Source organism: Paraburkholderia yinzeri (genome assembly GCF_046581065.1).
Taxonomy (GTDB): Bacteria; Pseudomonadota; Gammaproteobacteria; order Burkholderiales; family Burkholderiaceae; genus Paraburkholderia.
In genome coordinates, this window is record NZ_JBFOCJ010000003.1 from 270,320 (window position 1) to 292,942 (window position 22,623).

18 protein-coding genes and 2 pseudogenes are annotated in these 22,623 nt (G+C 67.4%); 4 read left to right on the forward strand and 16 right to left on the reverse strand.

Annotated features, from left to right (window positions below; translation table 11 throughout):
* Positions 1-174 precede the first annotated feature (174 nt).
* A complete protein-coding gene (locus WJ542_RS28015) occupies positions 175-1,917 on the forward strand; it encodes an IlvD/Edd family dehydratase (protein ID WP_411192817.1) in 1,743 nt (580 codons plus the stop codon).
* A gap of 48 nt (positions 1,918-1,965) precedes the next feature.
* Here the strand turns inward: WJ542_RS28015 and catC are convergent, their stop codons facing one another.
* The 8 genes from catC to alr all read right to left on the reverse strand — a co-directional run bounded on the left by catC (position 1,966) and on the right by alr (position 10,427).
* Entirely contained in the window at positions 1,966-2,250 is a 285-nt protein-coding gene (gene catC, locus WJ542_RS28020; RefSeq protein ID WP_411192818.1) for a muconolactone Delta-isomerase, read from the reverse strand.
* Between the two features lie 40 nt (positions 2,251-2,290).
* The gene (locus tag WJ542_RS28025; RefSeq protein ID WP_411192819.1) at positions 2,291-3,628 is read right to left on the reverse strand and encodes a short-chain fatty acid transporter; all 1,338 of its coding nucleotides are present in this window, start codon (positions 3,626-3,628) and stop codon (positions 2,291-2,293) included.
* A gap of 77 nt (positions 3,629-3,705) precedes the next feature.
* The gene (locus WJ542_RS28030; RefSeq protein ID WP_411192820.1) at positions 3,706-4,407 is read right to left on the reverse strand and encodes an SDR family oxidoreductase; all 702 of its coding nucleotides are present in this window, start codon (positions 4,405-4,407) and stop codon (positions 3,706-3,708) included.
* A gap of 43 nt (positions 4,408-4,450) precedes the next feature.
* Positions 4,451-5,503 (reverse strand): cyclase family protein, encoded by a 1,053-nt coding sequence (locus tag WJ542_RS28035; RefSeq protein ID WP_411192821.1) that lies wholly within the window; start codon positions 5,501-5,503, stop codon positions 4,451-4,453.
* An 86-nt stretch (positions 5,504-5,589) separates the two neighbouring features.
* Positions 5,590-6,333: an IclR family transcriptional regulator gene (locus tag WJ542_RS28040; RefSeq protein WP_411192822.1), complete on the reverse strand. Its 744-nt coding sequence runs from the start codon at positions 6,331-6,333 to the stop codon at positions 5,590-5,592.
* Between the two features lie 315 nt (positions 6,334-6,648).
* Positions 6,649-7,836 (reverse strand): GGDEF domain-containing protein, encoded by a 1,188-nt coding sequence (locus WJ542_RS28045; protein ID WP_411192823.1) that lies wholly within the window; start codon positions 7,834-7,836, stop codon positions 6,649-6,651.
* A 52-nt stretch (positions 7,837-7,888) separates the two neighbouring features.
* On the reverse strand, positions 7,889-9,151 hold the full coding sequence (locus tag WJ542_RS28050; RefSeq protein ID WP_411192824.1) for a multidrug effflux MFS transporter: 1,263 nt from the start codon (positions 9,149-9,151) through the stop codon (positions 7,889-7,891).
* 157 nt (positions 9,152-9,308) lie between these two features.
* Positions 9,309-10,427 (reverse strand): alanine racemase, encoded by a 1,119-nt coding sequence (alr, locus tag WJ542_RS28055; RefSeq protein WP_411192825.1) that lies wholly within the window; start codon positions 10,425-10,427, stop codon positions 9,309-9,311.
* A 268-nt stretch (positions 10,428-10,695) separates the two neighbouring features.
* On the opposite strand from alr, the pseudogene WJ542_RS28060 reads away from it, so the two are divergent.
* A pseudogene (locus tag WJ542_RS28060) lies at positions 10,696-11,154 on the forward strand (PDDEXK nuclease domain-containing protein); the annotation flags it as partial.
* A 60-nt stretch (positions 11,155-11,214) separates the two neighbouring features.
* Here the strand turns inward: WJ542_RS28060 and WJ542_RS28065 are convergent.
* Positions 11,215-12,180 carry a quinone oxidoreductase family protein gene (locus WJ542_RS28065; protein WP_411192826.1) on the reverse strand — a complete coding sequence of 322 codons (966 nt, stop codon included), beginning with the start codon at positions 12,178-12,180 and terminating at the stop codon, positions 11,215-11,217.
* Positions 12,181-12,207: 27 nt separating this feature from the next.
* Positions 12,208-12,459: a hypothetical protein gene (locus WJ542_RS28070; RefSeq protein WP_411193524.1), complete on the reverse strand. Its 252-nt coding sequence runs from the start codon at positions 12,457-12,459 to the stop codon at positions 12,208-12,210.
* 96 nt (positions 12,460-12,555) lie between these two features.
* Between WJ542_RS28070 and WJ542_RS28075 the strand changes: the two genes are divergently transcribed.
* Entirely contained in the window at positions 12,556-13,362 is an 807-nt protein-coding gene (locus WJ542_RS28075) for an AraC family transcriptional regulator (protein ID WP_411192827.1), read from the forward strand.
* A 71-nt stretch (positions 13,363-13,433) separates the two neighbouring features.
* Here WJ542_RS28075 and WJ542_RS28080 read toward each other — a convergent pair whose 3' ends face one another.
* The 3 genes from WJ542_RS28080 to pdxR all read right to left on the reverse strand — a co-directional run bounded on the left by WJ542_RS28080 (position 13,434) and on the right by pdxR (position 16,238).
* Positions 13,434-13,874, reverse strand: coding sequence for an SET domain-containing protein (locus tag WJ542_RS28080; protein WP_411192828.1), 441 nt, complete (start codon positions 13,872-13,874; stop codon positions 13,434-13,436).
* Between the two features lie 224 nt (positions 13,875-14,098).
* Positions 14,099-14,539: a PRC-barrel domain-containing protein gene (locus WJ542_RS28085; protein ID WP_411192829.1), complete on the reverse strand. Its 441-nt coding sequence runs from the start codon at positions 14,537-14,539 to the stop codon at positions 14,099-14,101.
* Between the two features lie 217 nt (positions 14,540-14,756).
* Positions 14,757-16,238, reverse strand: a complete 1,482-nt coding sequence (gene pdxR / locus WJ542_RS28090; RefSeq protein WP_411192830.1) for a MocR-like pyridoxine biosynthesis transcription factor PdxR — start codon at positions 16,236-16,238, stop codon at positions 14,757-14,759.
* 123 nt (positions 16,239-16,361) lie between these two features.
* On the opposite strand from pdxR, the pseudogene WJ542_RS28095 reads away from it, so the two are divergent.
* Positions 16,362-17,093 (forward strand): annotated as a pseudogene (locus tag WJ542_RS28095) (GNAT family N-acetyltransferase); the annotation flags it as partial.
* Positions 17,094-17,147: 54 nt separating this feature from the next.
* Here the strand turns inward: WJ542_RS28095 and WJ542_RS28100 are convergent.
* Genes WJ542_RS28100 through WJ542_RS28110 form a run of 3 tightly spaced genes read right to left on the reverse strand, consistent with a single transcriptional unit; the run spans position 17,148 to position 22,392 of the window.
* Complete coding sequence (locus WJ542_RS28100; protein ID WP_411192831.1) at positions 17,148-19,946, reverse strand: Hsp70 family protein; 2,799 nt, start codon at positions 19,944-19,946, stop codon at positions 17,148-17,150.
* 5 nt (positions 19,947-19,951) lie between these two features.
* Positions 19,952-21,793 (reverse strand): Hsp70 family protein, encoded by a 1,842-nt coding sequence (locus tag WJ542_RS28105; protein WP_411192832.1) that lies wholly within the window; start codon positions 21,791-21,793, stop codon positions 19,952-19,954.
* Complete coding sequence (locus tag WJ542_RS28110) at positions 21,790-22,392, reverse strand: DUF2760 domain-containing protein (RefSeq protein WP_411192833.1); 603 nt, start codon at positions 22,390-22,392, stop codon at positions 21,790-21,792. Before WJ542_RS28110 ends, WJ542_RS28105 begins: the two co-directional genes overlap by 4 nt.
* Positions 22,393-22,623: the final 231 nt, after the last annotated feature.

The following is a 22,623-nucleotide window of genomic DNA, read 5'->3' on the forward strand; positions in this document are numbered from 1 at the left end:
CGAGGATTTCGCGCCATCCCAAACCGCCCGAAGAATCGGGCAATCGTTGCCTGCCGACTTCAATAGCCAAACTATATGCAGGAGATTTAACGGTTTTTATTAGCGTTTTCCCGATAACGCGCCTCGATATAGTCATGCTATTTAATAGTTTATTGTCACCAGAAAGGCACTGTCATGAGCACTCGCGCGAGGAAGCTCCGTTCGGCCGCCTGGTTCGGCGCCGCCGACAAGAATGGCTTCATGTACCGAAGCTGGATGAAGAACCAGGGCATTCCCGACCACGAATTCGACGGCAGGCCAATCATCGGCATCTGCAACACGTGGTCGGAACTCACGCCCTGCAATGCGCATTTCCGCAAGCTGGCCGAGCATGTGAAGCGCGGCGTGTCCGAGGCGGGGGGCTTTCCGGTCGAGTTCCCGGTGTTCTCGAACGGCGAGTCGAACCTGCGGCCTACCGCGATGTTCACGCGCAATCTCGCTTCGATGGATGTCGAGGAAGCCATACGCGGCAATCCTGTCGACGCCGTCGTGCTGCTCGTGGGCTGCGACAAGACCACGCCGGCGCTGCTGATGGGGGCGGCGAGCTGCGACGTGCCCGCCATCGTCGTGAGCGGCGGGCCGATGCTCAACGGCAAGCAAGAAGGGCGCGACATTGGTTCGGGCACCGTAGTATGGCAACTGAGCGAGCAGGTGAAGGCGGGGCGCATCTCGATCCACGAGTTCATGTCGGCGGAAGCCGGCATGTCGCGTTCGGCGGGCACCTGCAACACGATGGGCACGGCTTCGACGATGGCGTGCATGGCCGAGGCGCTGGGCGTGACGCTGCCGCACAACGCAGCGATTCCCGCCGTGGACGCGCGGCGCTACGTGCTGGCGCATCTTTCGGGCATGCGCATTGTGGAGATGGCGCTGGAAGACCTGAAGCTCTCGAAGCTGCTCACGCGCGAGGCTTTCGAAAACGCGATCCGTGCGAACGCGGCCATCGGTGGCTCGACGAATGCCGCGATTCACCTGAAGGCGATTGCAGGGCGCATAGGCGTGCCGCTCGAACTCGACGACTGGACGCGCCTCGGACGCGGCACGCCCACCCTCGTCGATCTGCAGCCCTCGGGGCGTTTTCTGATGGAGGAGTTCTATTACGCAGGCGGTCTGCCCGCGGTGCTGCGGCGGCTGGGCGAGGCGGGACTGATTCCGCATCCGCATGCGCTCACGGCGAACGGCAAGTCGCTCTGGGACAACGTACGCGAAGCGCCGATCCACAACCCCGAAGTGATACGCCCGCTCGACATGCCGCTCGTGCACGACGGCGGGCTATGCATCCTGCGCGGCAATCTCGCGCCGCGCGGCGCGGTGCTCAAGCCTTCGGCGGCGACGCCCGCCTTGCTCAAGCATCGCGGACGGGCCGTGGTGTTTGAGAATATCGACGACTACAAGCAGCGCATTGCCGACCCCGATCTCGATGTCACAGGGGACTCAGTGCTCGTCATGAAGAACTGCGGGCCGAAGGGGTATCCCGGCATGGCCGAGGTGGGCAACATGGGCCTGCCGCCGAAGCTGCTTGCGCAGGGCGTGACCGATATGGTGCGCATCTCGGACGCGCGCATGAGTGGAACGGCATACGGCACGGTGGTGCTGCACGTGGCCCCCGAAGCGCGCGCGGGCGGTCCGCTCGCGATCGTGCGTGATGGCGACTGGATCGCTCTCGATTGCGAGGCGGGGACGCTGAATGTCGAGATTGGCGAGGAGGCGTTGCGGGCTCGTCTCGATGCGTGGGCGAAGGCGCTTGAGGCGATACCGGAGGACCGCAGCGGGTATCGCAAGCTGTATGTCGAACACGTGCTGCAGGCCGATGAGGGGTGCGATTTTGATTTTCTCGTCGGCTGCCGCGGGGCCGAGGTGCCCCGGCATTCGCATTGAGGGGCGCAGGGTGGCGACGCGGCGGGCGCCTCACAAGGCGCCTTCGCCTCAATTCGGCGCGATAGCGGAAGGATGCTGGGCGAGCGGCGTGACTTCGATCTTCATGTACGGGAAGAGCGGCAGCGAGCTGAGGATCGTATGCAGCGCGTCGTTCGTTTCGACGTCGAACACGCTGTAGTTCGCGTACTCGCCCACCACGCGCCACAGGTGGCGCCATGTGCCTTCGTGCTGCAACTTCTGCGAGTACGCCTTTTCCTGCGCCACGATGGCGGCGATGTGGGCCTTGTCGGCATCGGGCGGAATCTGCACCTGCATATGAACCAGAAACAGCATGGGGTGTTCTCCTCGGTGAGCGATGGATGCCGCCCGGGCATTATGCCCAGAGCAGAATGGCGACGGTGTAGACGATGCCGATCCAGAACATCATGATGACCGTATAGCCCATGATGTCCTTCAGCCTGAGCCGGGAGATCGCGAGCGCGGGCAGGATCCAGAACGGCTGGATGAGATCGTTCCAGGCATTGCCGAGCATGACGGACATCGACGTGTGGCTCACCGAGGCGCCGATCGACTTCGCCGCCTCCACCATGAACGGGCCCTGCACGACCCAGTGTCCGCCGCCCGAAGGCGCGAAGAAGTTGATGAAGAACGAGCTGAGCAAGCCCCAGAACGGCAGCGTGGCGGGTGTGGCGACTTTCACGAAGGCGTGCGAGAAGGTGCCGACGAGGCCCGAGGACGCCATGATCGCCATGATGCCCGCGTAGAACGGATACTGCAGGATGATGCCGCTGATCGTGCGGATGCCCTCGTTGAGCTTCTCGACATACCGGATAGGCGTGCCGAGCAGGATGATGCCGAGGAACAGGATGAAGAAGTTGATGAGGTTCAGGTCGATCGAGCCGCCCTGGTGGAAGTGCAGCGCGACATAGCCCATGCCGATCAGGCCGATCACGTAGCTCAGGATGCGGCTGTTGTTCAGGCGGTTCGCGAAGGTGTTGCCTTCGTCGATGTCGAGCGCGGGCGCGGCCTGCTTCGTTGCTGCCGCATCGAGGCTCAGGCTCGCATCGATCTCCGTCACGGGCTGGCCGGCCTTCGGATGCAGCCAGGCGTTGAGCAGCGGCAGCGTGACGATCACGACGAAGCTCGTGACGAGCATGGCGGGCGAGAAGATGGTTTGGGAGAGCGGAATGACGCCCATCTGCGCTTCGAGCGGATGGCCCTTCGTCGAGATCAGCACCGGAATGCTCGCGGAAAGGCCGAGGCCGTAGAGCGTGAAGCCGCTATAGGCCGAGGCGATGATGAGCGGATAATGCACGCCCTTCACGCGCAGCGCGAGCTTGCGCGCCACGATGCCGCCCACCACGAGCCCGAAACCCCAGTTCAGATAGCTGCCGATGCCGCCCACGAGCGTCGCGACGATCACGGCCGTGCGCGGGTGGTTCACGCGCGCGACGAGCCGGTCGAGAAAGCGGTCGGTGAGCGGCGCCGTGGCGAGCACGTAGCCCATGGCGAGGATCACCGCCATCTGCGTCGTGAAGGCGAGCAGCGCCCAGAAGCCCTTGCCCCAGCTCGCCGTCAGCGCCGCGACGGCCTGGCCCTGCACGAGCACGGCCAGTACCATCGTGAGCAGCGTGAGGCCGATCGCGAACACGAACGGGTCGGGGAGATAGCGGCGCATGAGCTCCGTGAAGAAGGCGGTGATTCTTTGCATCTGAGTGTCTCCGTCGGTCGTAATAGTTATGGTGCTGCGCGCGAGGTTGATTCAGATTTTGATTCGTACTCCTCTTGTTACACTCCCGCCACGCCGACCGTCATGCCGCCGCACACGTAGAGCACCTGGCCCGTGACGAAGCCGCTGCGCGCGTCGAGCAGGTACGAGGCGGCATGCGCGACGTCGTCGGGCGTGCCCACGCGCTTGACGGGCACGGCGTCGATGATGGCCTGGGTGCGCGGGGCGCCGGGCGGGTTCGCGCGGTCGAAGAGCTCGGTGCGGATGGGGCCGGGGCCGATGGCGTTGGCGGTGATGCCGAACGCGCCCAGTTCCAGCGCCCAGACGCGCGTCATGCCGATCAGCGCGGCCTTCGTGGCCGAATAGGCCGTACGCAACTCCTTGCCGAGCGCCGCGCGCGACGACATGTTGACGATGCGTCCGAAGCCCGCCGCTTTCATGCCGGGCAGCAGCGCTTGCATGCACTGCTGCGCGCAGCGTACGTTGAGGGCCCACGCGCGTTCGAGTTCGTCGAGCGTCTGGTGCTCCGCGTCGGCGGGCAGCACCACGCCCACGTTGTTGACGAGGCGCGTGATCGGCCCGCCTTCCAATGCGCGTTCGAGCGCGGCGGCGGTGGCCTCGACATCGGAGAGGTCGGCGATCAGGCCGTGGCCCACGCGGTCGACGGTGACGACTTCGTAGCCGTCGGCCTGGCAGCGCGCGGCGCACGCGGCGCCGATGCCGGCGGCGCCGCCGGTGATCAAGACTCGTTCTTTTGCCATTTTCGGAGGTGCGTGAGTAACGGGTGAATGCAGCCGGGTACGTTCAAACCGTGGCGATGGGCGTGACGGGCGAGCCCATCGCGCCGGGCAGCCGCAGCGGCGGGGCGGTCAGCAGGAAGCGCGAGCGGCCGTGCGCGCGCAGCCACTCGGCCAGTTCGCGCAGATACCACAGCTCGCCGAGCGGCAAGCCGAGCTTGAAGAGGCAGTGATGATGCAGCGGCAGCAGCGGATGCTCGCCGGGCGTGGCGGGAGGCCGGGCGGGATAGCGTTCGACGGCGTAGTTGTCGGCGGCGAGCGCGGCGACGCCCGAATCGGTGATCCACTGCAGCAGGCGTTCGTCGCGTCCGTCGAGCGCGCTGCAATGGCTCGCGAGCACCGCTTCGTCGGGCTGGCGGTCCATTTCGAGGATCAGCTCCGAGAAGCCGGTGCGCAGCACGAGCATGTCGCCGCGTTCGACAACGACCTTGTCCTTCTCCATCACGCTCATCAGATCGTCGTAGCCGACGGTGCGGAATTCGCGCCCGTAATGGGCGAACAGGTCGATCAGCACGCCGCGGCCCTGCATGCCCTTCACGGCGAGATTCTCGATGCCGAGCACGTCCGCATGGCTGTGCTCGCCGCCGCAGGCATAGGGTGCGTAGCCGTCTTCGGCGCGGTACTCCATGGGGCCGACAATGTCGTGGTTCGCGCGGTAGCCGTTGTAGTAGACGCTTTCGGCCACGCCGTCGCCGTTCGCGTCGAAGCGAGCGCCTACGTGCGCGAGCGAATCCCATTGCGTCGAATACTGCAGCGAGAGCAGCACCTGGTCGTCGCTCACGACGTCGGTGGCGAGCGCCTCGTTGCGCGCGAACGGGAAGTTCACATAGGGCAGGCCGTCGCGAAAGGTCGGGCGCAGCACGGGCGGGTGGCGGCGCACGTTGAGCTTGTTTTCGCCGGGAAAATCGAGCGGCAGCGAGAGCGCGAAGCTCAGGCCCGCGCGTATTTCCTGCGCACCCCTGAGCACCTGCTCGGTGCCGATGAGGTTCGGGCGGCCAAGCTGGTCGTCGGGGCCGAAGTCCCCCCAGCTGGATCCTTCGGGCCGGTTCTTCCAACGCATCTCACTGTCTCCTGCAAGAGGGCCGCCGGGTGCGGCCTGCCTGGAAAACGCGCGTTCCGGCCCGCGCGCGGACGCCTGTGCAAGGACTAGGCGAGCAGCGCGGGCGGGATCTGCGCGACCACCTCGAGCAGCGCCTTGACGGCGTTCCGCTCGTTCTTCAAAAGCCGCGCCTTCGGCGCGCCGAGGACCAGCGCGAAGGCCTCGCCGTGTATCCGGAAGCCACACGCGAGACCGGCCACGTCTTCGACGTTCTCACCCGTCGAACGATGCCAGCCGCGGCTCACGCCCTGTTCGACCTCGCGCTCCAGCGCTGCGCGCTCGATGACGGTGCCGTCCGTGTAGGGCGGCAACGGCTCGCAGCTGTCGAGCAGGCGGGCGCGCGCTTCGGGCGCCAGGGCGCCGAGCAGCGCTTTGCCCGCCGCGCTCGCGTGTACGTACATGAAGCCGCCCGGCTCGTCGCTGTAACGGATCTTCTGGCGCGACTCCATCACCTCCAGATAGACCACGCGGTTGCCCGCGAGCGTCGCGAGCCCGGCGGTTTCGCCGGTGGCGTCGCGCAGCGCGGAGAGGAGCGGCTGGAATACCGCCGTGAGCGGGTCCTCGCTGCAAATCTCGCGCGCCACGTGCAGAAGCCGTTGCGTGGGGTAGTAACCGGCCTTCACGCCCGGCGCGTACAGATAGCCTTTGGCCACCATCGTCTGCAGCAGGGCGTGGCAACTCGATAGCGGGATCCCGGTTCGACGCGCGATCTCGCTGTAGATCATCGGTTGGCGGACCTCGGCAAAGAGGTTGATCACGTCGAAGACGCGCACTGCGGTTTTCACATCCATGAGAGCATTATCGGTATATCGATAATTTTCTGGCAATGGGTTGGCGGGTAAACACCAGGCCGGGCACGCGGAAAGCGTTACGTTCCGGTTGTCGAGTTGGCGAGCACCCACGCGGAAATGGCGTTGACGACGTCGCTCTTTATGCCGTTGAAGCCGTGATGGCCGAACGCTTCGCAAGGGTTGCCCCGCGCCGCGCCACCCGAAACGATCGTCAGGTTTGCCTTGGGCGATTGCGTGATTCCGGGGTTCGCGGCGGGCACCTCCAATTAAGGGGACGTTGAGCGCGCTTCGACGAACTGCGCGATCTCACCCCTCTCAGCGCTGCGTACGGGCGACCTCGGACCGAGAGGCGGACGGCGCGACGACGAGCCGGTTGCCGCCGAGCGACTTCGCCCGGTACAACGCTTCGTCCGCGGCGGCCAGCAAGTCGGCCAGCATGGGTGTTTCGGTTCCGGACTGGGCGAGCCCGATGCTGACGGTGGCCTGTATCGCGCTGCCGTCCGTCCCGCGGTGGATCGTCCCGGCGAAATGCCGCGCGATGGTCTCGCCCACTTCGCTCGCACGAACGGCATCGTGGCCGGAGAGCAGGGCGGCAAACTCTTCGCCGCCAATGCGGGCGAGAATCGCGTCGGGTCCGAGCGTGCCGCGGGCAATGTCGCCGAACGCTTTCAGGACTTCGTCGCCCGCCTTGTGGCCGTATCGATCGTTGATCGACTTGAAACGATCGAGGTCGAAGGCAAAGAGCGACACCTGCCGGCGCGATCCCGCCTCGCGTATCGCGCGTGCCCCTTCCTCGAAGAACCATCTACGATTGCCAAGACGGGTCAGGTAGTCGGTCTGGGCGTGGCGCAGAAGCTCGCCGTGGGTTTCCTCGCGTATCAACCGCAGCAGGGTCATCGGCAACACGACCGAATACAGGACTCCTTCGTATATCGTGATGTTGCTGGCGACCAGCACGACCTCCTGACCGTACCGTGCCGCCAGCCAGGGCAGGATGTCGGCTCGCGCGGCATACAGAAACGCATGGATGCCCGTCACGAGCACGGCGATGTGCCGCGATTGCAGCGCTTTCATGCCCTCGGTTCGCAGCAGCACGAACGACGTGGCGCCGCTCGCCAGCGCGATGGGAATCGCGCTGGCGTAGTACCACACCGCATCCTCCCAGCGCGTGCCGGCCACGGCCCACGTGAGCGCCAGCAGCACGAGCATCGCGATCGAGCCCCTGAGATACCGCCGGCCGCTCAAGGCCGCGACACCGTGCAGGATCAGCAGGTAGCCGGCGACGATAACGAGGTTGCCAAGCGCGGAACCCGTCGCGCCGGGCAGCTTGTGACGGACGGTGATCGCCACGCATCCGATGGCCAGCGTGGCGTATCCCGCGGCCAGAATCTTCAGTTCCCGGCTGCGTCGCGGATGCGTTCGATGTTCCCATAGCGTCATCCCGGAACTGGCAAGTAGCGTCCCGATCGCAAGGAAATAAAGAGTGAGAAGATCGACGTGCATCGCTGACGAGATAATTCCACGGCGCGGCAGCCCGCGGAAGCAGGAGCAAGAGCTATGCCGCTTCGCTGCTACCGCGTACGACGGCCGCGGACTGAAGTTGTGCGAGATGGCGCAGCAGCTTGCTCACCATCCAGACGACCGTGAACGCGAGGACCACGAAGAACGCCGCGAGCGGTGCCAGGATCTGGATCGACACGAAGCCGGCGAGCGCCATCATCGCAGAAGAAACGAGCAGCAACGCGCACCCCAGGATCGCGCTCGTCAGACCCGCGATGTGCGGGAACAGCGAATTGCCTTTGGCCATGAAGGTGGGATACATGGCGCCGGCGCAGAACCCCATCACGACGACGGGTGCCGCGAGCGTCCATACGCGCAGGCCGATCGTCAGCGCCAGCACGAGCATCACGATCGATGCGGCCGCCATCGCGCGCGAGCCGATGCGCAGCCGCGCCTCGGCGCTCGGCAAACGCGGACCATGCACGCGGTTCGAGAGGCCGCCCAGAAAGTACGCCATCCCGACACCGAGGGCGAGGTAGCCGAAAAAGGTCGGCGGCTCGTGCAGCGTGCTCTGCACCATGAACGGCCCGACGATGTTGAACACGAGCAGGATGCTGTAGCAAAGCCCCTGCGCGAGAAAGCAGCTCTGGAACACCGGGCTCGACAGCACCTTGCGCGCATTCGCGAAAAGCGTGCGCGGCTCGAGATGCACCGGCCGCGGCAGGCTCTCGCGATAGCGCCACAGCGCCGCCCACATCACCAGCGAGTAGACGAGCAGGAACACGAGGCTGGCCTGCCAGCCGAACCACGTCTGCAAGTGAGCGCCGATCACCGGCGCCACGATCGGTGCAAGCCCCCAGGCAATCGACATGTAGGTGAACATGTGCATGAGCGCCTGTCCGGAGAACGAATCGGTGATGATCGCCTTTGCGAGCAGATTGGTCGTGGCGATGCCGAAGCCCTGCAGGCAGCGGGCCAGGACGAAGGTTTCCAGGTTCGGGGCGTAGAGCGACAGCACGCAGCCAATCGTGAAGACGACGAGCCCGAACGCGAGGACGCGTTTGCGTCCGTAGGCGTCGGCGATGGGCCCGAAGAGGAGCTGGCCGAACGCGTAGGCCGCCATGTAGCTGGAGACGCTCGACTGGATAGCCTGCGGCGAGGTTCCGAAGAAATGCGCCATCGCGGGAAGCGCGGGCACATAGATGTCGATGGCCAGTTGTCCGGCGGACGCGTACAGGCAGATCAGGATCAGCAGGAAGCGTGGGGAATTCGGCGTGCGCGGGGCAGTCGCGGCGCTCTCGGAGGTCGGGTGGTTCATGAATGCGTCGAAAAAGCAGTGTCAGCGACGCAGCCTCAATCTGTTCGAATATCGAACACGAAACCCGTGCGGCGCCAGAGCCGCATATTGTGCCTGTTGCTGGCCGTCTCCGCTCGACGCGGATCGGCCAGGCGCGGGCTTGCGCCGTTGGTCGCCCTCAGCCCGCTACGTCCTCCGTCTGCCGTGCGCTGCTGGCCAGGGGCGCGTCGCCTTCGACTTCGACAGGCACGCGCCGGGCCAGCGCGCACATGAGCTCATAGCCGATCGTGCCGGACGCCTCGGCCACTTCGTCCACCTTGATCTGCTCGCCCCACAGCTCGACCTGAGAGCCGATGGTGGCCGCCGGGCACGGCGTGAGATCGACCGTGAGCATGTCCATCGAAACGCGCCCGACGACGCGCGTGCGCACGCCGTCCACGGCGATCGGCGTGCCGGTGGGGGCATGGCGCGGATAGCCGTCGGCATAGCCGCAGGCCACGACGCCGATGCGCAGCGGCTGATCGGCCTGAAACGTGCGGCCGTAGCCGATGGTTTCCTGCGGCGCGAGAGTCTGAATGCCGATGAGGCGGCTCGACAGCGTCATCGCGGCGCGCAGCCCGAAGCCCGCGACGTGCCGCGCGACGCCGGTGGGCGAGGCGCCGTAGAGGATCGTGCCGGGGCGCACCCAGTCGCGGTGCGCGCGCGGATGCCAGAGCACGCCGGCCGAATTCGACAGCGACTGTTCGCCGGGCATGTCCTGGGTGACCGCGTCGAACTGGTCGAGCTGCCAGTCGATGGCGCCGTCGTCGGCGTTGGCGAAGTGGCTTATGAGACCCGTCGAGCGGACCGCGGGCAGCGCCCGCGCGCGCTCCCACGCCTTTCGGTAGGTGTGCGGGCGGAAGCCGAGGCGGTTCATGCCCGAATTCATCTTGAGCAGGATGTCGATGGGCTGGCGCAGCTTCGCGGCGGCCAGCAGGTCCAGTTGCTCGTCGCAATGCACCGCGACGGTGAGGCGGTGGCTGTCCGCGAGTGCGAGATCGGCGGGCTCGAAGATGCCTTCGAGCAGCAGAATAGGCTTCGTCCAGCCGAGCGCCCGGATGCGCACGGCTTCGTCGAGGTCGAGCAGGGCTATGCCGTCGCTTTGCGCGAGCGCCGGATAGATGCGCTCGATACCGTGCCCGTAGGCGTTGGCCTTGACGACGGCCCATACGCGCGAGTCGGGCGCCATCTGCTTGACGAGTCCGAGGTTGTGGCGGACGGCTTCGGGATGAATGCGGGCGGTGATGGGACGCGGCATGGCGGTTCCTGATCCGGGTTGTCGTGCGCTTTGCGCCGCCTGGTGGAACCGGCGGCGAGTTCAGCTTTGGGTAGTGGTTTTTGCAATCATATTGATCTTCATCCAGTTATTTTTAATGTATTTTTTGTCGTTTTTGGGTGAAGTGACTGTGCGGATTGCGATTGAGGTTTATTGGCTGTTCGCTCACGTCGCTGGCCCAACAGGAGGTTTGCCTGAGATCGCGCCCGGCGAATACGCCGGGCTTCACCGGGACGTGGTCAGCGTGGTCGAATACTCCGAGTCGGAACTCGAGGCGGCCTTGATCCAGCATCTCGCAGACTTTCTGCTGGAATTGGGCGATGACTTTGCGTTCGTGGGCAGGCAGCGGCGGCTGAGACTCGACGACACCTGGTTCCGGGTCGACCTGGTATTTTTCCATCGACGTCTGAAGTGCCTCGTCATCATCGACCTCAAGGTGGGCCGCTTCAGTTATGCCGACGCCGGGCAGATGCACCTGTACCTGAATTACGCGCGCGAGCACTGGATGAAGCCGGGGGAGAATCCACCTGTCGGGTTGATTCTCTGCGCTGAAAAAGGGGCTGCCGAAGCCCACTACGCGCTAGACAATCTGCCGAACAAGGTGCTCGCGGCGGAATACCAGATGGTGCTGCCCGACGAGGCAACGATCGCGCGCGAACTGGAGCGAACGAGGGCAGAACCGGAGCGGCGGAGCGGTGGGATCGATTGACGGCGGGTTGGCGCCGCGCGCATGAAACCTGCGGCGGAATTTTGCCGACCCGGTTTCCGTTCACCGCCCATTCCCGATCGTCAACACCGTGCGCACGTCGCTGCGCTCATGCGCCCAATGCTCGTCCAACTCTGCCAGCGGCACAGCCCGCGTTTCGATTCGCAACCCCGCGGGGGCGACGGCGCCGAACACGCCCCGTACTGCGTCGAGCAGGTGGGCGAGGCTCACGCTGCCGATGCCGCTGCCTGACAGCGTGATCGGCGCAGCGCGCAGAACCGCGCCCGGCAGCGCGATCTCGGCGCCGCTGATCGAGCCGATCTGGACGAAGCGCACGGATTGCGTTTCAGCGGTGGCTTTCGCGGCGGCGATGAGCAAGGCGCGCGCGCTTGCCCCCCACAGGTAATCGAGCACCACGTCCACGCCTTGCGCGAAGAGCGGCTCGAAGGCGCGCACGAGGCTTGCTTCGTCCTGCTGCAACGAGATCGTGACATCGGCGCCGAGGGCCTCGAGCGCTTCGAGCGAGGCCGCGTTGCGGCCGGTGGCGATCACGCGCCGCGCGCCCAGATGCCTCGCGATCTGCACGGCGAGTTTGCCCGAGGTGCCCGTGGCGCCATTGATCAGCACGGTCTCACCGGTTTCGAAGCGGGCGCGTTCGGCGAGCGCCGCCCACGACGACAGGCCCGGAATGGCAATCGCCGCGGCCGTGACGTCGTCGAGCGCGTCGGGCAGCGGAATGCATTGGGCCGCGGGCACGAGCGTACGCTCGGCCAGCGCGCCGAACGGCGCGCGCGGTCCGAAGAAATAAACACGCTGTCCGTTTTCGAGGCGACCGGCGCCGTCGATGCCGGCGACGAACGGAAACGCGCCAGTCGAGGAATAGTGCTTGCCCGATGCCCGGGATCGCGCCACGACGCTCAGCGCGGACGCGCAGACGTCGATCACACGATGCCCTTCGAGCGCGGCGGGGTGATCGAAATCGGCGAAAACGGGCGGTTGACCCGCGGCGGTGACGATAGCGGCTTTCATTCGAACTCCTGATGGTGTAGGGGCGCGTCAATGCGCTTCGACCCACGCGCGCAGTGTCGTGTCGCGGATATCCAGCACCTCGAAAAGGCCGAGGGCGCGCAGCGCAGGCAGGATGGCGGTGAGGTCGGCTTCGGCCTGCTCGTGCGCGGCGGCGCCGGCCGCAGGATCGGTCAGCACGCGCGCATTGGCGAGAAAGGCCGCGACCGTGCCTTTGCGGATCGTCGTGCCTTCGAGTTCGACGCGGTCGAGGTGGTCGGGAAGAATCTGGTCGGCTCGCATGGTGCGGTGCTCCGGAAGTTGTGTCATGAGGCGAGTCTAGGCGTGCGCACGCGGCCAGTCTCCGGTATAACAGCCATTCAATACGGAATTCCAGCCATGAATCTCCCCTTGATCCGCCCCGATCTCGTGCTTTCGCAAAGCGGCCCGTTTCTCGCGGCCGCCGAGCTGACGCAGAAGGAGAGCCGCGAGACCGCGCCGCATGCGCACGCGCGCGGTCAACTGATGGGCGCGCTGAGCGGGCTGGTTTCGGTGGGCGTGGATACGCAGCGCTGGGTCGTGCCGGCCATCCACGCGATCTGGATTCCGCCGCACCGCGTGCATTCGGTGAGTTCGTACGGGCCGTTTGCGGGCTGGAGCGTGTTCGTTGCCGAGGCGCGCTGCGCGACGTTGCCGCGCGAGCCGCGCGCGATTCGCACCACGCCGCTTTTGCGCGAGGCCGTGCGGCGGGCGGCGACCTGGCCCGGTGCGGAGCTCGACGCGGCGCAGGCCCGCATTGCGGAGGTGATCCTCGACGAGCTGGCGGCGTCGAAGGCGGAGTCGCTGGGCTTGCCGCGTCCCACGGATGCGCGCCTCGTGCGCATTGCCGACGCGTTGGCAAGCGATCTGGCCGACCACCGTGGACTGCAAGCGTGGGCCGAGTGGGGCGGCGTTTCGGCACGCACGCTGAGCCGCCGCTTCGCGGTCGAGACCGGGCTCACGTTTGCGCAATGGCGTCAGCAGGCGAGACTGATGCGTGCGCTGGAGCGGGTGGCGGACGGCGTGCCGGTGACGACGATTGCGCTCGAACTGGGCTACGACAACGTGAGTGCCTTCATCGACATGTTCCGGCGTGCCACGGGCACGACGCCGGGGCGTTATCTGGCCGACATGGGAGAAGCTTCCGGGCGGCCGTCGAAGCCGTGAGTCTCGAAGGGGGAGAAAGGGGGAAGGCAGCCGCCTGGGTGCGCGCGGGCTTCCCGTGCCGCTATGTGCCGCTAGTTGCCGCCGCCCAGCATCGTGCCGCGGCAATGGCTCGAACCGCAGCGGCAGGCGTAAAGGAGCCGCGTCTCTACCGGCGTGTCGGGTTCGACTTCCAGCGCATAGTCGATGAACAGTTCGGTACCCGCCGCGATTTCGCAGACCGTATCGATGAAAACGCGGCCGTCGATCTCGATCGTTTCGCAATTCGCGGCGCAGGCGTGGTTGAGCCAGCGCGCACCGTTCCCGCCGCGGCCGCCGTCGATCACGCGCCCGTCCGAAAGACCGAACAGGAAGGTATGCGCGCCGTCGCCGCGCGATTGCCAGTGGCGCGACGCTTCACGCCACGTCGTCACCTTGCCCCGGTATTCGAAGATGCGCTCGCCTGCGTGCAGCGCCTGCAGGGCAAAAACGCCTCGCCCATGAATGGGCGAGCGGTGTACGGAGATTCGTCTCATGGTGGTCGCGCGCGTGACGGGTGCGCGCAGTATAGGCGCGCAATATTCTGTCGAGTGTGACAGTTGCGAGACGGTCAATTCAGGTTGATTCGCATGACTGAGCGTCAGGCGGAACGCGCGCGGCGATCGAGGCAGGGAGGAGGGCGATTGCGGCGTCCGGTGCGAGACCAGACCGCCGCGAGGGACCGGCGGCGCTGCTGAGTGCCGCGCCGCCGCTTGCCTGCTTATTGCTGCTTGGCGTCGGCCTGCTTCGGCTTGGGCGGCGATTGCACCTTCGCGTATTCGAATGCCGGCGTGGCCTTCAGCGCTTCCTTCGTCGCGCCCGGCAGATAGAGGTTGCCGTTGTGCACGTCGAGCGAAGCGATGGGCACCGCCACGTCATGCACGCCGACACCGAGGAAGCCGCCGGCCGAGACGATGGCCGCCGAAACCGTGCCGTCCGGCGCGATGATCAGGTCGCGGACCACGCCCACCTTGACGTTGCTGTCGTTGTACACGGCTTTGCCGAGCACGCTTTTCTTCACGCTCCAGCCTTCGAGGAGCGCCTGCGACTGCTCGACGGTCACGCTGAGCGGCTGCGTTCCGGCGACCTGCGCATCAGCACTGCTGGTCGCCACACCTGCGGCCAGAACGGCTACTGCCAACATCGTCTTGCTCAATGCCATCTTGTTGTTCTCCTGTTTGAGATCGGGACGCTTTCGCGAGCCATGTTGCCGACGGCGACAACCGGATGCCGCCGCCCCTGGCCCGTACTGCACCAGAACCGTGCGCGGCAGCAGCGCGCGAACGATTCGCGAGGCAATCCACCATGTTAGCGAGATTGTCGCGGGGCTGCGCTCGGACTGCACGATCGCGGGGGCGCCGGTGTTGCAGAGACTTCTTTCAGCGCCTCTTTTTGTTCGACCGGATCACCTGCGCGAGCCGTTGCACGAGCGGCACGTAAAGCGACTCCGAGGTGTTGCCGTAGCCGAGCACGAGGCCATTGTCGTCTGGCGTGGGGCGTAGTGCGAAACGCGAGAGCGGCGCCGGCGCCATCTCGTACTCGCGCGCTGCCGCCGCGATTCGCTCGTCCGGAAAGACGCCGGGCAGGCGGACGGCGAGGTGCATGCCGCTGTCTCCGCCCGTCATGGTGTGCGGTATGTCCAGATGAGCGGCCAGGGCCGCCTGCAGCAGGTCGCGGCGGCCGCGGTAGAGCCGGCGCATGCGCCCGAGGTGCCGGCTGAACTGGCCGCTTTCGATGAACTCGGCCAACGCCAGTTGCTCGTGGCGATGGCCCCCGCGCAGGAGTTCGTCGAACAACGGCTGCGCGCGAGCCGCCAGCGCCTCGGGCAGCACGAGAAAGCCGATGCGCAGCGCGGGGAACAGCGTCTTGCTGAAGGTGCCCACATAGAGCACCGGCGCGTGCGGCACGAGGCCCTGCATCGCGCCCACGAGTTCGCCCGAGCGGCGGAATTCGCTGTCGTAGTCGTCTTCGACGATCCATGCGCCGTGCGCCAGTGCCTTGTCGATCAGTTCGAGTCGGCGCGGCGCGGGCAGTACTGCACCCGTCGGGTACTGGTGCGAGGGCGTGCAGTAGATGAGGCGCGGTGGGTCGTTGGCCCAGGCTTCGGCGTTGGCTTGCAGGCCGTCGGCATCCACGCGCACCGGCCGCACGTTCAGATCGCCGCACTGAAACGCCGTTTGCGCGCCGCGATAGCCGGGGTCTTCGACCCATGCCGTGTCGCCGGGATTGGTCAGGAGCCGAACGCACAGCGCGAGCGCTTCCTGCGCGCCTTCGGTGATGACGACCTGTTCCGGTTCCGCGCGCACGCCGCGCGCCACGGCCAGATGGCGCAGGATGGCCACCCGCAGCGCCATGTCGCCCTGGGGCGTGCCGTAGCCCAGCGTGAGCGCGCCACCGTGCGCGATGGCGCGGTCGAGGCAGCGCTTCCAGACGCCGAGCGGGAAGCGGCCCAGCGCGGGCACGCCCGGGCGGAAAGCGAGCGTGTCCGCGCCGTTTTGCCAGCTCTGGCGAACTTGCGCGCCGCGCGTGGCGATTGCCGGCGCCGGGGCGGTGCGGCTCGCGCGGCGCGCGGATCTCGGTCGCGCCAGCGCGGCCACGCGGGTGCCCTGCCGGCTCAGTTCGATATAGCCTTCGGCGCTCAGCAGTTCGTAGGCCGCCGTCACGCTGTTGCGCGAAACGCCGATCGCGGCGGCCAGCGCGCGCGAACCGGGCAGACGGCAGCCCGAAGGCAGGCGCCCTTCGAGGATGCCGTTGCGGATGCGATGGAGCAGTTGCCGCTGGAGGGACTCGCCCTCGCGATCGCGCGCGAGCGGTGTTTCGAGCAGGAAGTCCACCAGCGGGTCGGGGGTGTCGTCGGTCATGGGCGGGCTAGTGTCTGAAGCGCGGGCCGTGGCACTATCAGAATTGTCGTTAGTGGATCCTCTACAGGAGCCACGAAAAGCGTAATCTAGCACATCATCCCATCACCTTTGCTGGAGCAATCCGTGACTCAGCGCCTCAACGAATACGGGCAACCCATAGGCGAACCGGTTGACGGCTGGACGCCGCGCGCGCGGCCCGAAGCCGTCGTGCTCACGGGCACGCGGTGCCGCATCGAGCCGCTCGACGCCGCGCGCCACGCCAACGATCTCTTCCTCGCCTGGGGCAACGCGCCCGACCGCCGCGACTGGACCTATCTCGGCGTCGGGCCGTTCGAGCAGGCGGAGGATTTTCGCCGCTACATCGAGGCCGCGGCGCACAGCACGGATCCGCGTCACTATGCGGTGATCGATCTCAAGACGGGCCGCGCCGTGGGCAGCCTGGCGCTGATGCGGCAGGATCCGGCCAATGGCGTGATCGAAGTGGGTCACGTGACGTTCTCGCCGTTGCTCAAGCGCACGCCCGTTTCGACCGAGGCGCAGTTTCTGCTGATGGCCTATGTCTTCGATACGCTCGGCTACCGGCGCTACGAGTGGAAATGTGATAGCTGCAACGTGCCTTCGCGCACGACGGCCGCGCGGCTGGGCTTCACCTTCGAGGGGATCTTCCGCCAGGCGATCGTCTACAAGGGACGCAATCGCGATACGGCGTGGCACTCGATCGTCGATGCGGAGTGGCCGCCGCTCAAGCGTGCTTTCGCGACCTGGCTAGCCGAGGGGAACTTCGACGCAGCGGGGCGGCAGCGGGCCGGGCTGGCCGAGTTGCGGGCGAGAGAGGCGGGCGGGGCGAGCGGGGCATAGGGGCTGCCAGCGGGCGGCGCATCCATCGCGCCGCTGTCTCGTAGTCGTGTTCTACCCGCCGATCAACGTCAACCCCGCGGGCAGCGACTCGCCGAAGATGCGGCCCGTATCGGCGTGATCGAGCGCGACTACTTCGCGAACCATGGCGATCCACGCGGGCGGTGCGCTGGCCGCCGCGAGTCGCCGCACGATTTCCTCGCGCAGCGGATCGGCCAGGTCGCGCGAGCGGTCGCCGGTCATACGGGCAATCTGCACGGAGGCGAACATGGCCGGCTCCACCTTGCGCCAGTTGTGCGCGAGTATCGCTTCGAGCCAGCGCGCCGCCACGTCGGGCGGCACCACGCCGTGCGCGCTGCCGTAGAACGGCAGGCGCGCGCCGATGCGTCCCACGGCCCACCAGTTCTGCGGGTTTCCCGAGGGTTGCGCGAGCCGTTCGAGCACGCGTTCCGCGATCGCTATCTTGCGCTCGACCGCGATGTGTTCGAGCGACGCATAGAGGCGGACCATGTCGGCCTGACCGAGCTTCGCCGCGTCGAAGGGCAGCTTGTTGCGTTTCGACGCGGCGGCCTCTTCGAGCCAGTTCATGGCTTCGAGCACCTGCTGCTGGGCCGCATCGGGCAGACCGCCGGCCGCGCGGCGCCAGAGGGTCCACCATTCGGACCAGACCTGGCCGTCGTTGACGTGCTGGATGCCGTCGTCGAAGAGCGTCCATAGCTGCTCCACGCGCCATTCGTCGAGCGGATAGCCGAAGCCGGGGCGCACGCAAAAGCCCGCGAGGTTCAGCCAGAGGCGCTCGTGATCGGCCGAGCGTCGGCGCCGCCCCGCGCGTTCCCAGAGGACTCCGAATAGTTCGCGCAGCAGCGGGCCATCCCAGTTCTCGCGCGGGCCGAGGCACTGTTCGAGCTGCTGGCGCAGGCGTTTCACGTCCTTGGGGTCGCCCTTCGCGGAAGGCGGCCCGAACACGCGGTCGATCAGGGCGATCGCGGCGTCGAGCGCGGGATGGCGTGTCGCAGCTTCGGTTTCGCTTGCGGGGTTTTCGCGCCTGAGCTGGAATTCCAGCAGCCAGCGCTGCGCAGGATCGTCGGTGGCGATGCAGTGCACTTCCAGCGTGCCCAGTTCCGAGAGCGACGTCATGAGCTTGACCTCGCGTTCGCGCGCGCCGTCCGCGCCTTCCTGCGGCACCACGGTCGCGAGCGGTGGCAGACGCACGAACTCGGTCGTCCCAATATCGGCGATCTCGCCGGGGCGCCATGCCGTGTCGGCCACGGTGGAGACGAGGTGAAACTGGACCGGATGCCCAAGGCGCAGCGCGAAGACGCGCTCGTCCAGATGCACTTCGTGCGCTTCCTCGGTGCCGCGCGGCAGCAGGCAGACGCCGCGCTGCGCCGGTCCCGCTTCGTCGAGCACGAGGAAATAGCTGCGCGGCGAGCCGCCGCCGATGCGCGGCGCCTGCCCCGCGCGGGCGAGCGCGTAGGCCACCGCGCCGCGCGCGACGGCAATGTCGGGCTGATCGTTGTTGAGCACCTTGAGCGGTTGCCCGCGCCAGCCGCCGAGCGTTTCGGCCAGCCGCCCGGAAAGGGCGCGCGCGCGGAACACGCCGCCGTTCAGCAGCAAGGTATCGGGCACCGGAAGCGCTTGTGCTTCGTCTTGCGCTTTGTCTTGCGTCTCGCCGAACGCTTCGCGAGACTGCGCGGCGAAACGGTTCAGGAAAGCCGCGACGTGCCGCGTAACGGCCGGGTCGGCGGCATAGGGCAGACCGAACTCCACGAGCGCCGCTCGCGCGCGGCGCGGGAGATCGCTCGCTTCGCCCTTCGGGAAGAAGCCGTCCACGACGACCTGTTCGACTTCCTCGCGGGCGAGCTGGGCCGTCCGGGCGCCACCGACCAGGCGCGAGCCCGAACCGAGCAGCGTGACCGGCACGCTGGCGGGCGCCGCTGCGTCGAGCAACTGCTCCTTGGCGGCGCGACAGCGTTCGACGAGCTGCGAGAGCGCGGCCGCCGAAAGACGCGCCTCGCCCGGCTGCGCGGCAAGTCGCGACTCGACGAGATGGGCAAGCGCGAGATCCATGTTGTCGCCGCCCAGCATCAGATGGTTGCCCACGCCGATGCGCGTGAGCTTCGGCTCGCCGTGTTCGAGCGCCACCTTGATGAGCGTGAGGTCGGTCGTGCCGCCGCCCACGTCGCAGACGAGCACGAGCTTCGTGCCGGCCAGCTCGGTGTCGAGCGTCGCGCGATGGTGGAACAGCCAGTCGTAGAACGCGGCCTGCGGCTCTTCCAGCAGGCGCAGCGCGGGCAGGCCGGCGAGCCGTGCGGCCTCCAGCGTGAGCGCGCGCGCGCCGTCGTCGAAGGACGCGGGCACCGTGAGCACCACGTCCTGGGCTTCGAGCGGCGCGTGCGGAAAGCGCCGGTTCCATGCGGCGCGCACCTGCGCGAGGTAGCTCGCGCTCGCGGCAACGGGCGAGACCTTGGCGACGTCGTCCGCGGCGCCCCATGGCAGGATCGGCGCGAGACGGTCCACGGCGGTATGCGAGAGCCAGCTCTTCGCACTGCTGACGAGCCGCCCGGGCACCTGCGCGCCCAGTACGCGCGCGAAGCGGCCGATCACCGCGGGCGGCACGGCCCCGGATTGCGCGGATTCCTCAGGACTCCAAGGCAACTCCGTGCTCTGCGGGGAGAGCTCGCCGGGAGCCGGGTGATAGCGTGCGGAAGGCAGGAGCGGCGCCGTGCCTACCTCTCCCGCGGCCACGAGCTGATCGACGTCGAAGACGCGGATCTGCTCGCCGCCGGCCTCGACGTAAGCCACGACCGTGTTGCTCGTTCCCAGGTCGATGCCGACGAGGTACGGCTTCATGGGCTTCAGGCGCCGCCGCGTACGTCGAACTCGACTTTCCAGCGCTCGCTGCTGCCCGACGGCACCGCTTCGAGTTCGAGCGTGCCCGCTTCGGTCACGCGCGCGTGCAGGCGCACGGGCACGACGTCACCGGGCGTGCGGCCTTCGGTCGGCAGCGTGGCCTGAATTTCCTCGAGCTCCTGCAGCTCTTCGGGCGACCAGTAATCGAGCATCGTGCCCACCTGGTCCTGGCGACGTACCGACGAACCGAAGAAGCGGAAATGCACGGGTTCGCCCACGACGAGGCCGAACTCCTGCGGGGGCAGGGCCGCGTCGGTGCCTTCCTCCATGCCGAAGGGCGCGACGCACAGCGCGGAGACGGGCGGTTCCAGACCCGGCACGGCCGGCATGGCCGACTCGATCGCCACGTAGTAGGCGCGCGCCGTGCCGCCGCGAATGCGCACGCCCTTGCCGCGCTTCACGTAGCCGTAGTAGGCCGCGCCGCGCGCGACCGCGAGGTCGAGGTCGGCGCCGCCCAGGAGGCGCGCGGGCGCAGCGCCTTCGGCGGCGAGCCAGCCGTTGAGCACGTCGAGAATGCGGCTCGCGAGCAGTTCGGACTTGAACACGCCGCCGTTGAAAAGGACGGCCGTGGGGTGCAGGAAGCTCGCGCCTTCAGGCACCGAAGTGGCGAGGCCCGCCAGGTTGGCGAGCGCGCCCACCTGCTTGCCGAGGAAGGCCGCCAGATGGCGCGTGATGCCCGCGTCCTGTGCGTACGGCAAGCCCAGTTGCGTGAGGCCCGCGCGCGCGCGGCTCACGGGCCGCGCCGCGGCGTCGACGACCGGGAAGAAGCCTTCGAGGATCGTTTGCGTGAGTTCGGCGCGCGTGAGTTCGGTGCGGATCGATCCGCCGATCAGCTTCGAGCCGCGGCTCGGCACGACGAGGGGCACCGCGTCCGCGCTTTGGTCGTTGAGCAGCGTTTCCTTGGCCGCGCGGCAGGCGTAGGTCAGGGCGCGCAGTTGCCACGGATCGGCTTGCGTACCCTGCGCCGCGAGCTTGCGCGCGACCACGTGGGCGAGCGCGAGATCCATGTTGTCGCCGCCGAGCAGGATGTGATCGCCCACGGCCACACGATGCAGTTCGAGATTGCCCTCGCGCTCGACCACGGCGATCAGCGAGAGGTCGGTCGTGCCGCCGCCCACGTCCACCACGAGGATGATGTCGCCGACCTTGACCTCCTTGCGCCAGACGCCGCCGCTCTTCTGGATCCAGCTATAGAGCGCGGCCTGCGGCTCCTCCAGCAGCGTCATGCGGACATAGCCGGCCGCCTGCGCGGCTTCGGCGGTCAATTCGCGTGCGGCCGGGTCGAACGAGGCCGGGATCGTGACGGTGATGTCCTGATCGACGAAAGGCGCTTCCGGGTGAGCGTGATCCCACGCTTCGCGCAGGTGCGTGAGATAGCGCACGGAGCTTTCTAGCGGCGAGACGCGCGTGACTTCGGGCGGCGCGTCGTTCGGCAGAATGGCGGCGCGGCGATCCACGCCCGGATGGCAGAGCCAACTCTTGGCGCTGGAGACGAGGCGGATGGGCGTGCCCGCGCCGCGGCTGCGTGCGAGTTCACCCACCGCGTAGTCGCGGCTCGCGGTCCAGGGCAGCGTGAGGTCGCCGGGCGTGAGCTCGCCCGAATGCGGCAGGTAAAGGAACGACGGCAGCAGATTCGGCGTTTCGAGCGTGCCGGGCGCGGTGAGCTGCGCAATGGGCAGCACGCCCTGGTTCGTCTTTTCGCCGTCGCTGGCGGCGAGATCGACATACGAGAGCGCCGAGTGCGTGGTGCCGAGGTCGATGCCGATGCAGTAGCGGGACTCGCTCATAGCTCCACCTCCGCCGGCGCGATCACGGTGACGTCGTGGGTCTTGACGAGCTTCGGCAGCTTCACGTCGGCCACGCGCCAGCCGCGGTGCGCAATGTTGCCGGTAAACGGCGCCGTGCCGACTACGTTGCCGGTGAGGCGCACGGCCGTGGCGTCGAAGCCTTCGGGCAGCGTGACGCGGCTGCCTTCGGCTTCGTCGCGCACAGGGCGGATCGTGAAGTGCTCGCGCAGCGTCGAGCGGCAACCCTCGTGGACGAGGCGCGCGGCGGCGCCGATATCGGCGTCCGAATAGCCGGCGATATCCTCTTCGACGAAATCGACGAAGCGCGCGTTGCGCTGGAGCAGGCCGAGCAACTGCAGCGCGGAATCCGGGCTCGCCGCCGCGATGACGGGCGCAGCAGGGGCCGCGGGGGCGGCCGGCGGCGCGGTCACGGGAGCGGCCGCGGGTGCGTGAGGTTGGGCGGCCGGGGCGACGGGGGCCGCCTCGCCGTTGCGCAGGCGGCGCACGTTCGCGGCGAGCTTGCCGTCGCCGAGAATGGCAAAAAACGATCCGACGGCAACGGCAAGCCGGCCGGCGAAAGACAGATTCGAGTCGGTCATGAAAAACTGCTCCTCAAGGCTCGCGTGTACGGCGAGCGGGCCTGAGCCAGCCCCGAGCGGGCGCGATGCGCCCGGGGGCCGGCAGGAATGGGGAGGGCCCGGTGCGGGCCCAAAACCGCTATTTTGCCTTGTCGCGGTGAAGAGTCGGGGAAAATACGGAGGCGGGGACGGAATTGGGGCCGCGTTTGGCGCGGATTCCGGCGCCGGCGGAGGCCGGCGCCCGTGTGGCCG

Bases quoted from the DNA above. Each gene is read 5' to 3' on its own strand.
- WJ542_RS28015 (WP_411192817.1), top strand. From the start codon at position 175: ATGAGCACTCGCGCGAGGAAGCTCCGTTCGGCCGCCTGGTTCGGCGCC.
- catC (WP_411192818.1), bottom strand. From the start codon at position 2,250: ATGCTGTTTCTGGTTCATATGCAGGTGCAGATTCCGCCCGATGCCGAC.
- WJ542_RS28025 (WP_411192819.1), bottom strand. From the start codon at position 3,628: ATGCAAAGAATCACCGCCTTCTTCACGGAGCTCATGCGCCGCTATCTC.
- WJ542_RS28030 (WP_411192820.1), bottom strand. From the start codon at position 4,407: ATGGCAAAAGAACGAGTCTTGATCACCGGCGGCGCCGCCGGCATCGGC.
- WJ542_RS28035 (WP_411192821.1), bottom strand. From the start codon at position 5,503: ATGCGTTGGAAGAACCGGCCCGAAGGATCCAGCTGGGGGGACTTCGGC.
- WJ542_RS28040 (WP_411192822.1), bottom strand. From the start codon at position 6,333: ATGGATGTGAAAACCGCAGTGCGCGTCTTCGACGTGATCAACCTCTTT.
- WJ542_RS28045 (WP_411192823.1), bottom strand. From the start codon at position 7,836: ATGCACGTCGATCTTCTCACTCTTTATTTCCTTGCGATCGGGACGCTA.
- WJ542_RS28050 (WP_411192824.1), bottom strand. From the start codon at position 9,151: ATGAACCACCCGACCTCCGAGAGCGCCGCGACTGCCCCGCGCACGCCG.
- alr (WP_411192825.1), bottom strand. From the start codon at position 10,427: ATGCCGCGTCCCATCACCGCCCGCATTCATCCCGAAGCCGTCCGCCAC.
- WJ542_RS28065 (WP_411192826.1), bottom strand. From the start codon at position 12,180: ATGAAAGCCGCTATCGTCACCGCCGCGGGTCAACCGCCCGTTTTCGCC.
- WJ542_RS28070 (WP_411193524.1), bottom strand. From the start codon at position 12,459: ATGCGAGCCGACCAGATTCTTCCCGACCACCTCGACCGCGTCGAACTC.
- WJ542_RS28075 (WP_411192827.1), top strand. From the start codon at position 12,556: ATGAATCTCCCCTTGATCCGCCCCGATCTCGTGCTTTCGCAAAGCGGC.
- WJ542_RS28080 (WP_411192828.1), bottom strand. From the start codon at position 13,874: ATGAGACGAATCTCCGTACACCGCTCGCCCATTCATGGGCGAGGCGTT.
- WJ542_RS28085 (WP_411192829.1), bottom strand. From the start codon at position 14,539: ATGGCATTGAGCAAGACGATGTTGGCAGTAGCCGTTCTGGCCGCAGGT.
- pdxR (WP_411192830.1), bottom strand. From the start codon at position 16,238: ATGACCGACGACACCCCCGACCCGCTGGTGGACTTCCTGCTCGAAACA.
- WJ542_RS28100 (WP_411192831.1), bottom strand. From the start codon at position 19,946: ATGAAGCCGTACCTCGTCGGCATCGACCTGGGAACGAGCAACACGGTC.
- WJ542_RS28105 (WP_411192832.1), bottom strand. From the start codon at position 21,793: ATGAGCGAGTCCCGCTACTGCATCGGCATCGACCTCGGCACCACGCAC.
- WJ542_RS28110 (WP_411192833.1), bottom strand. From the start codon at position 22,392: ATGACCGACTCGAATCTGTCTTTCGCCGGCCGGCTTGCCGTTGCCGTC.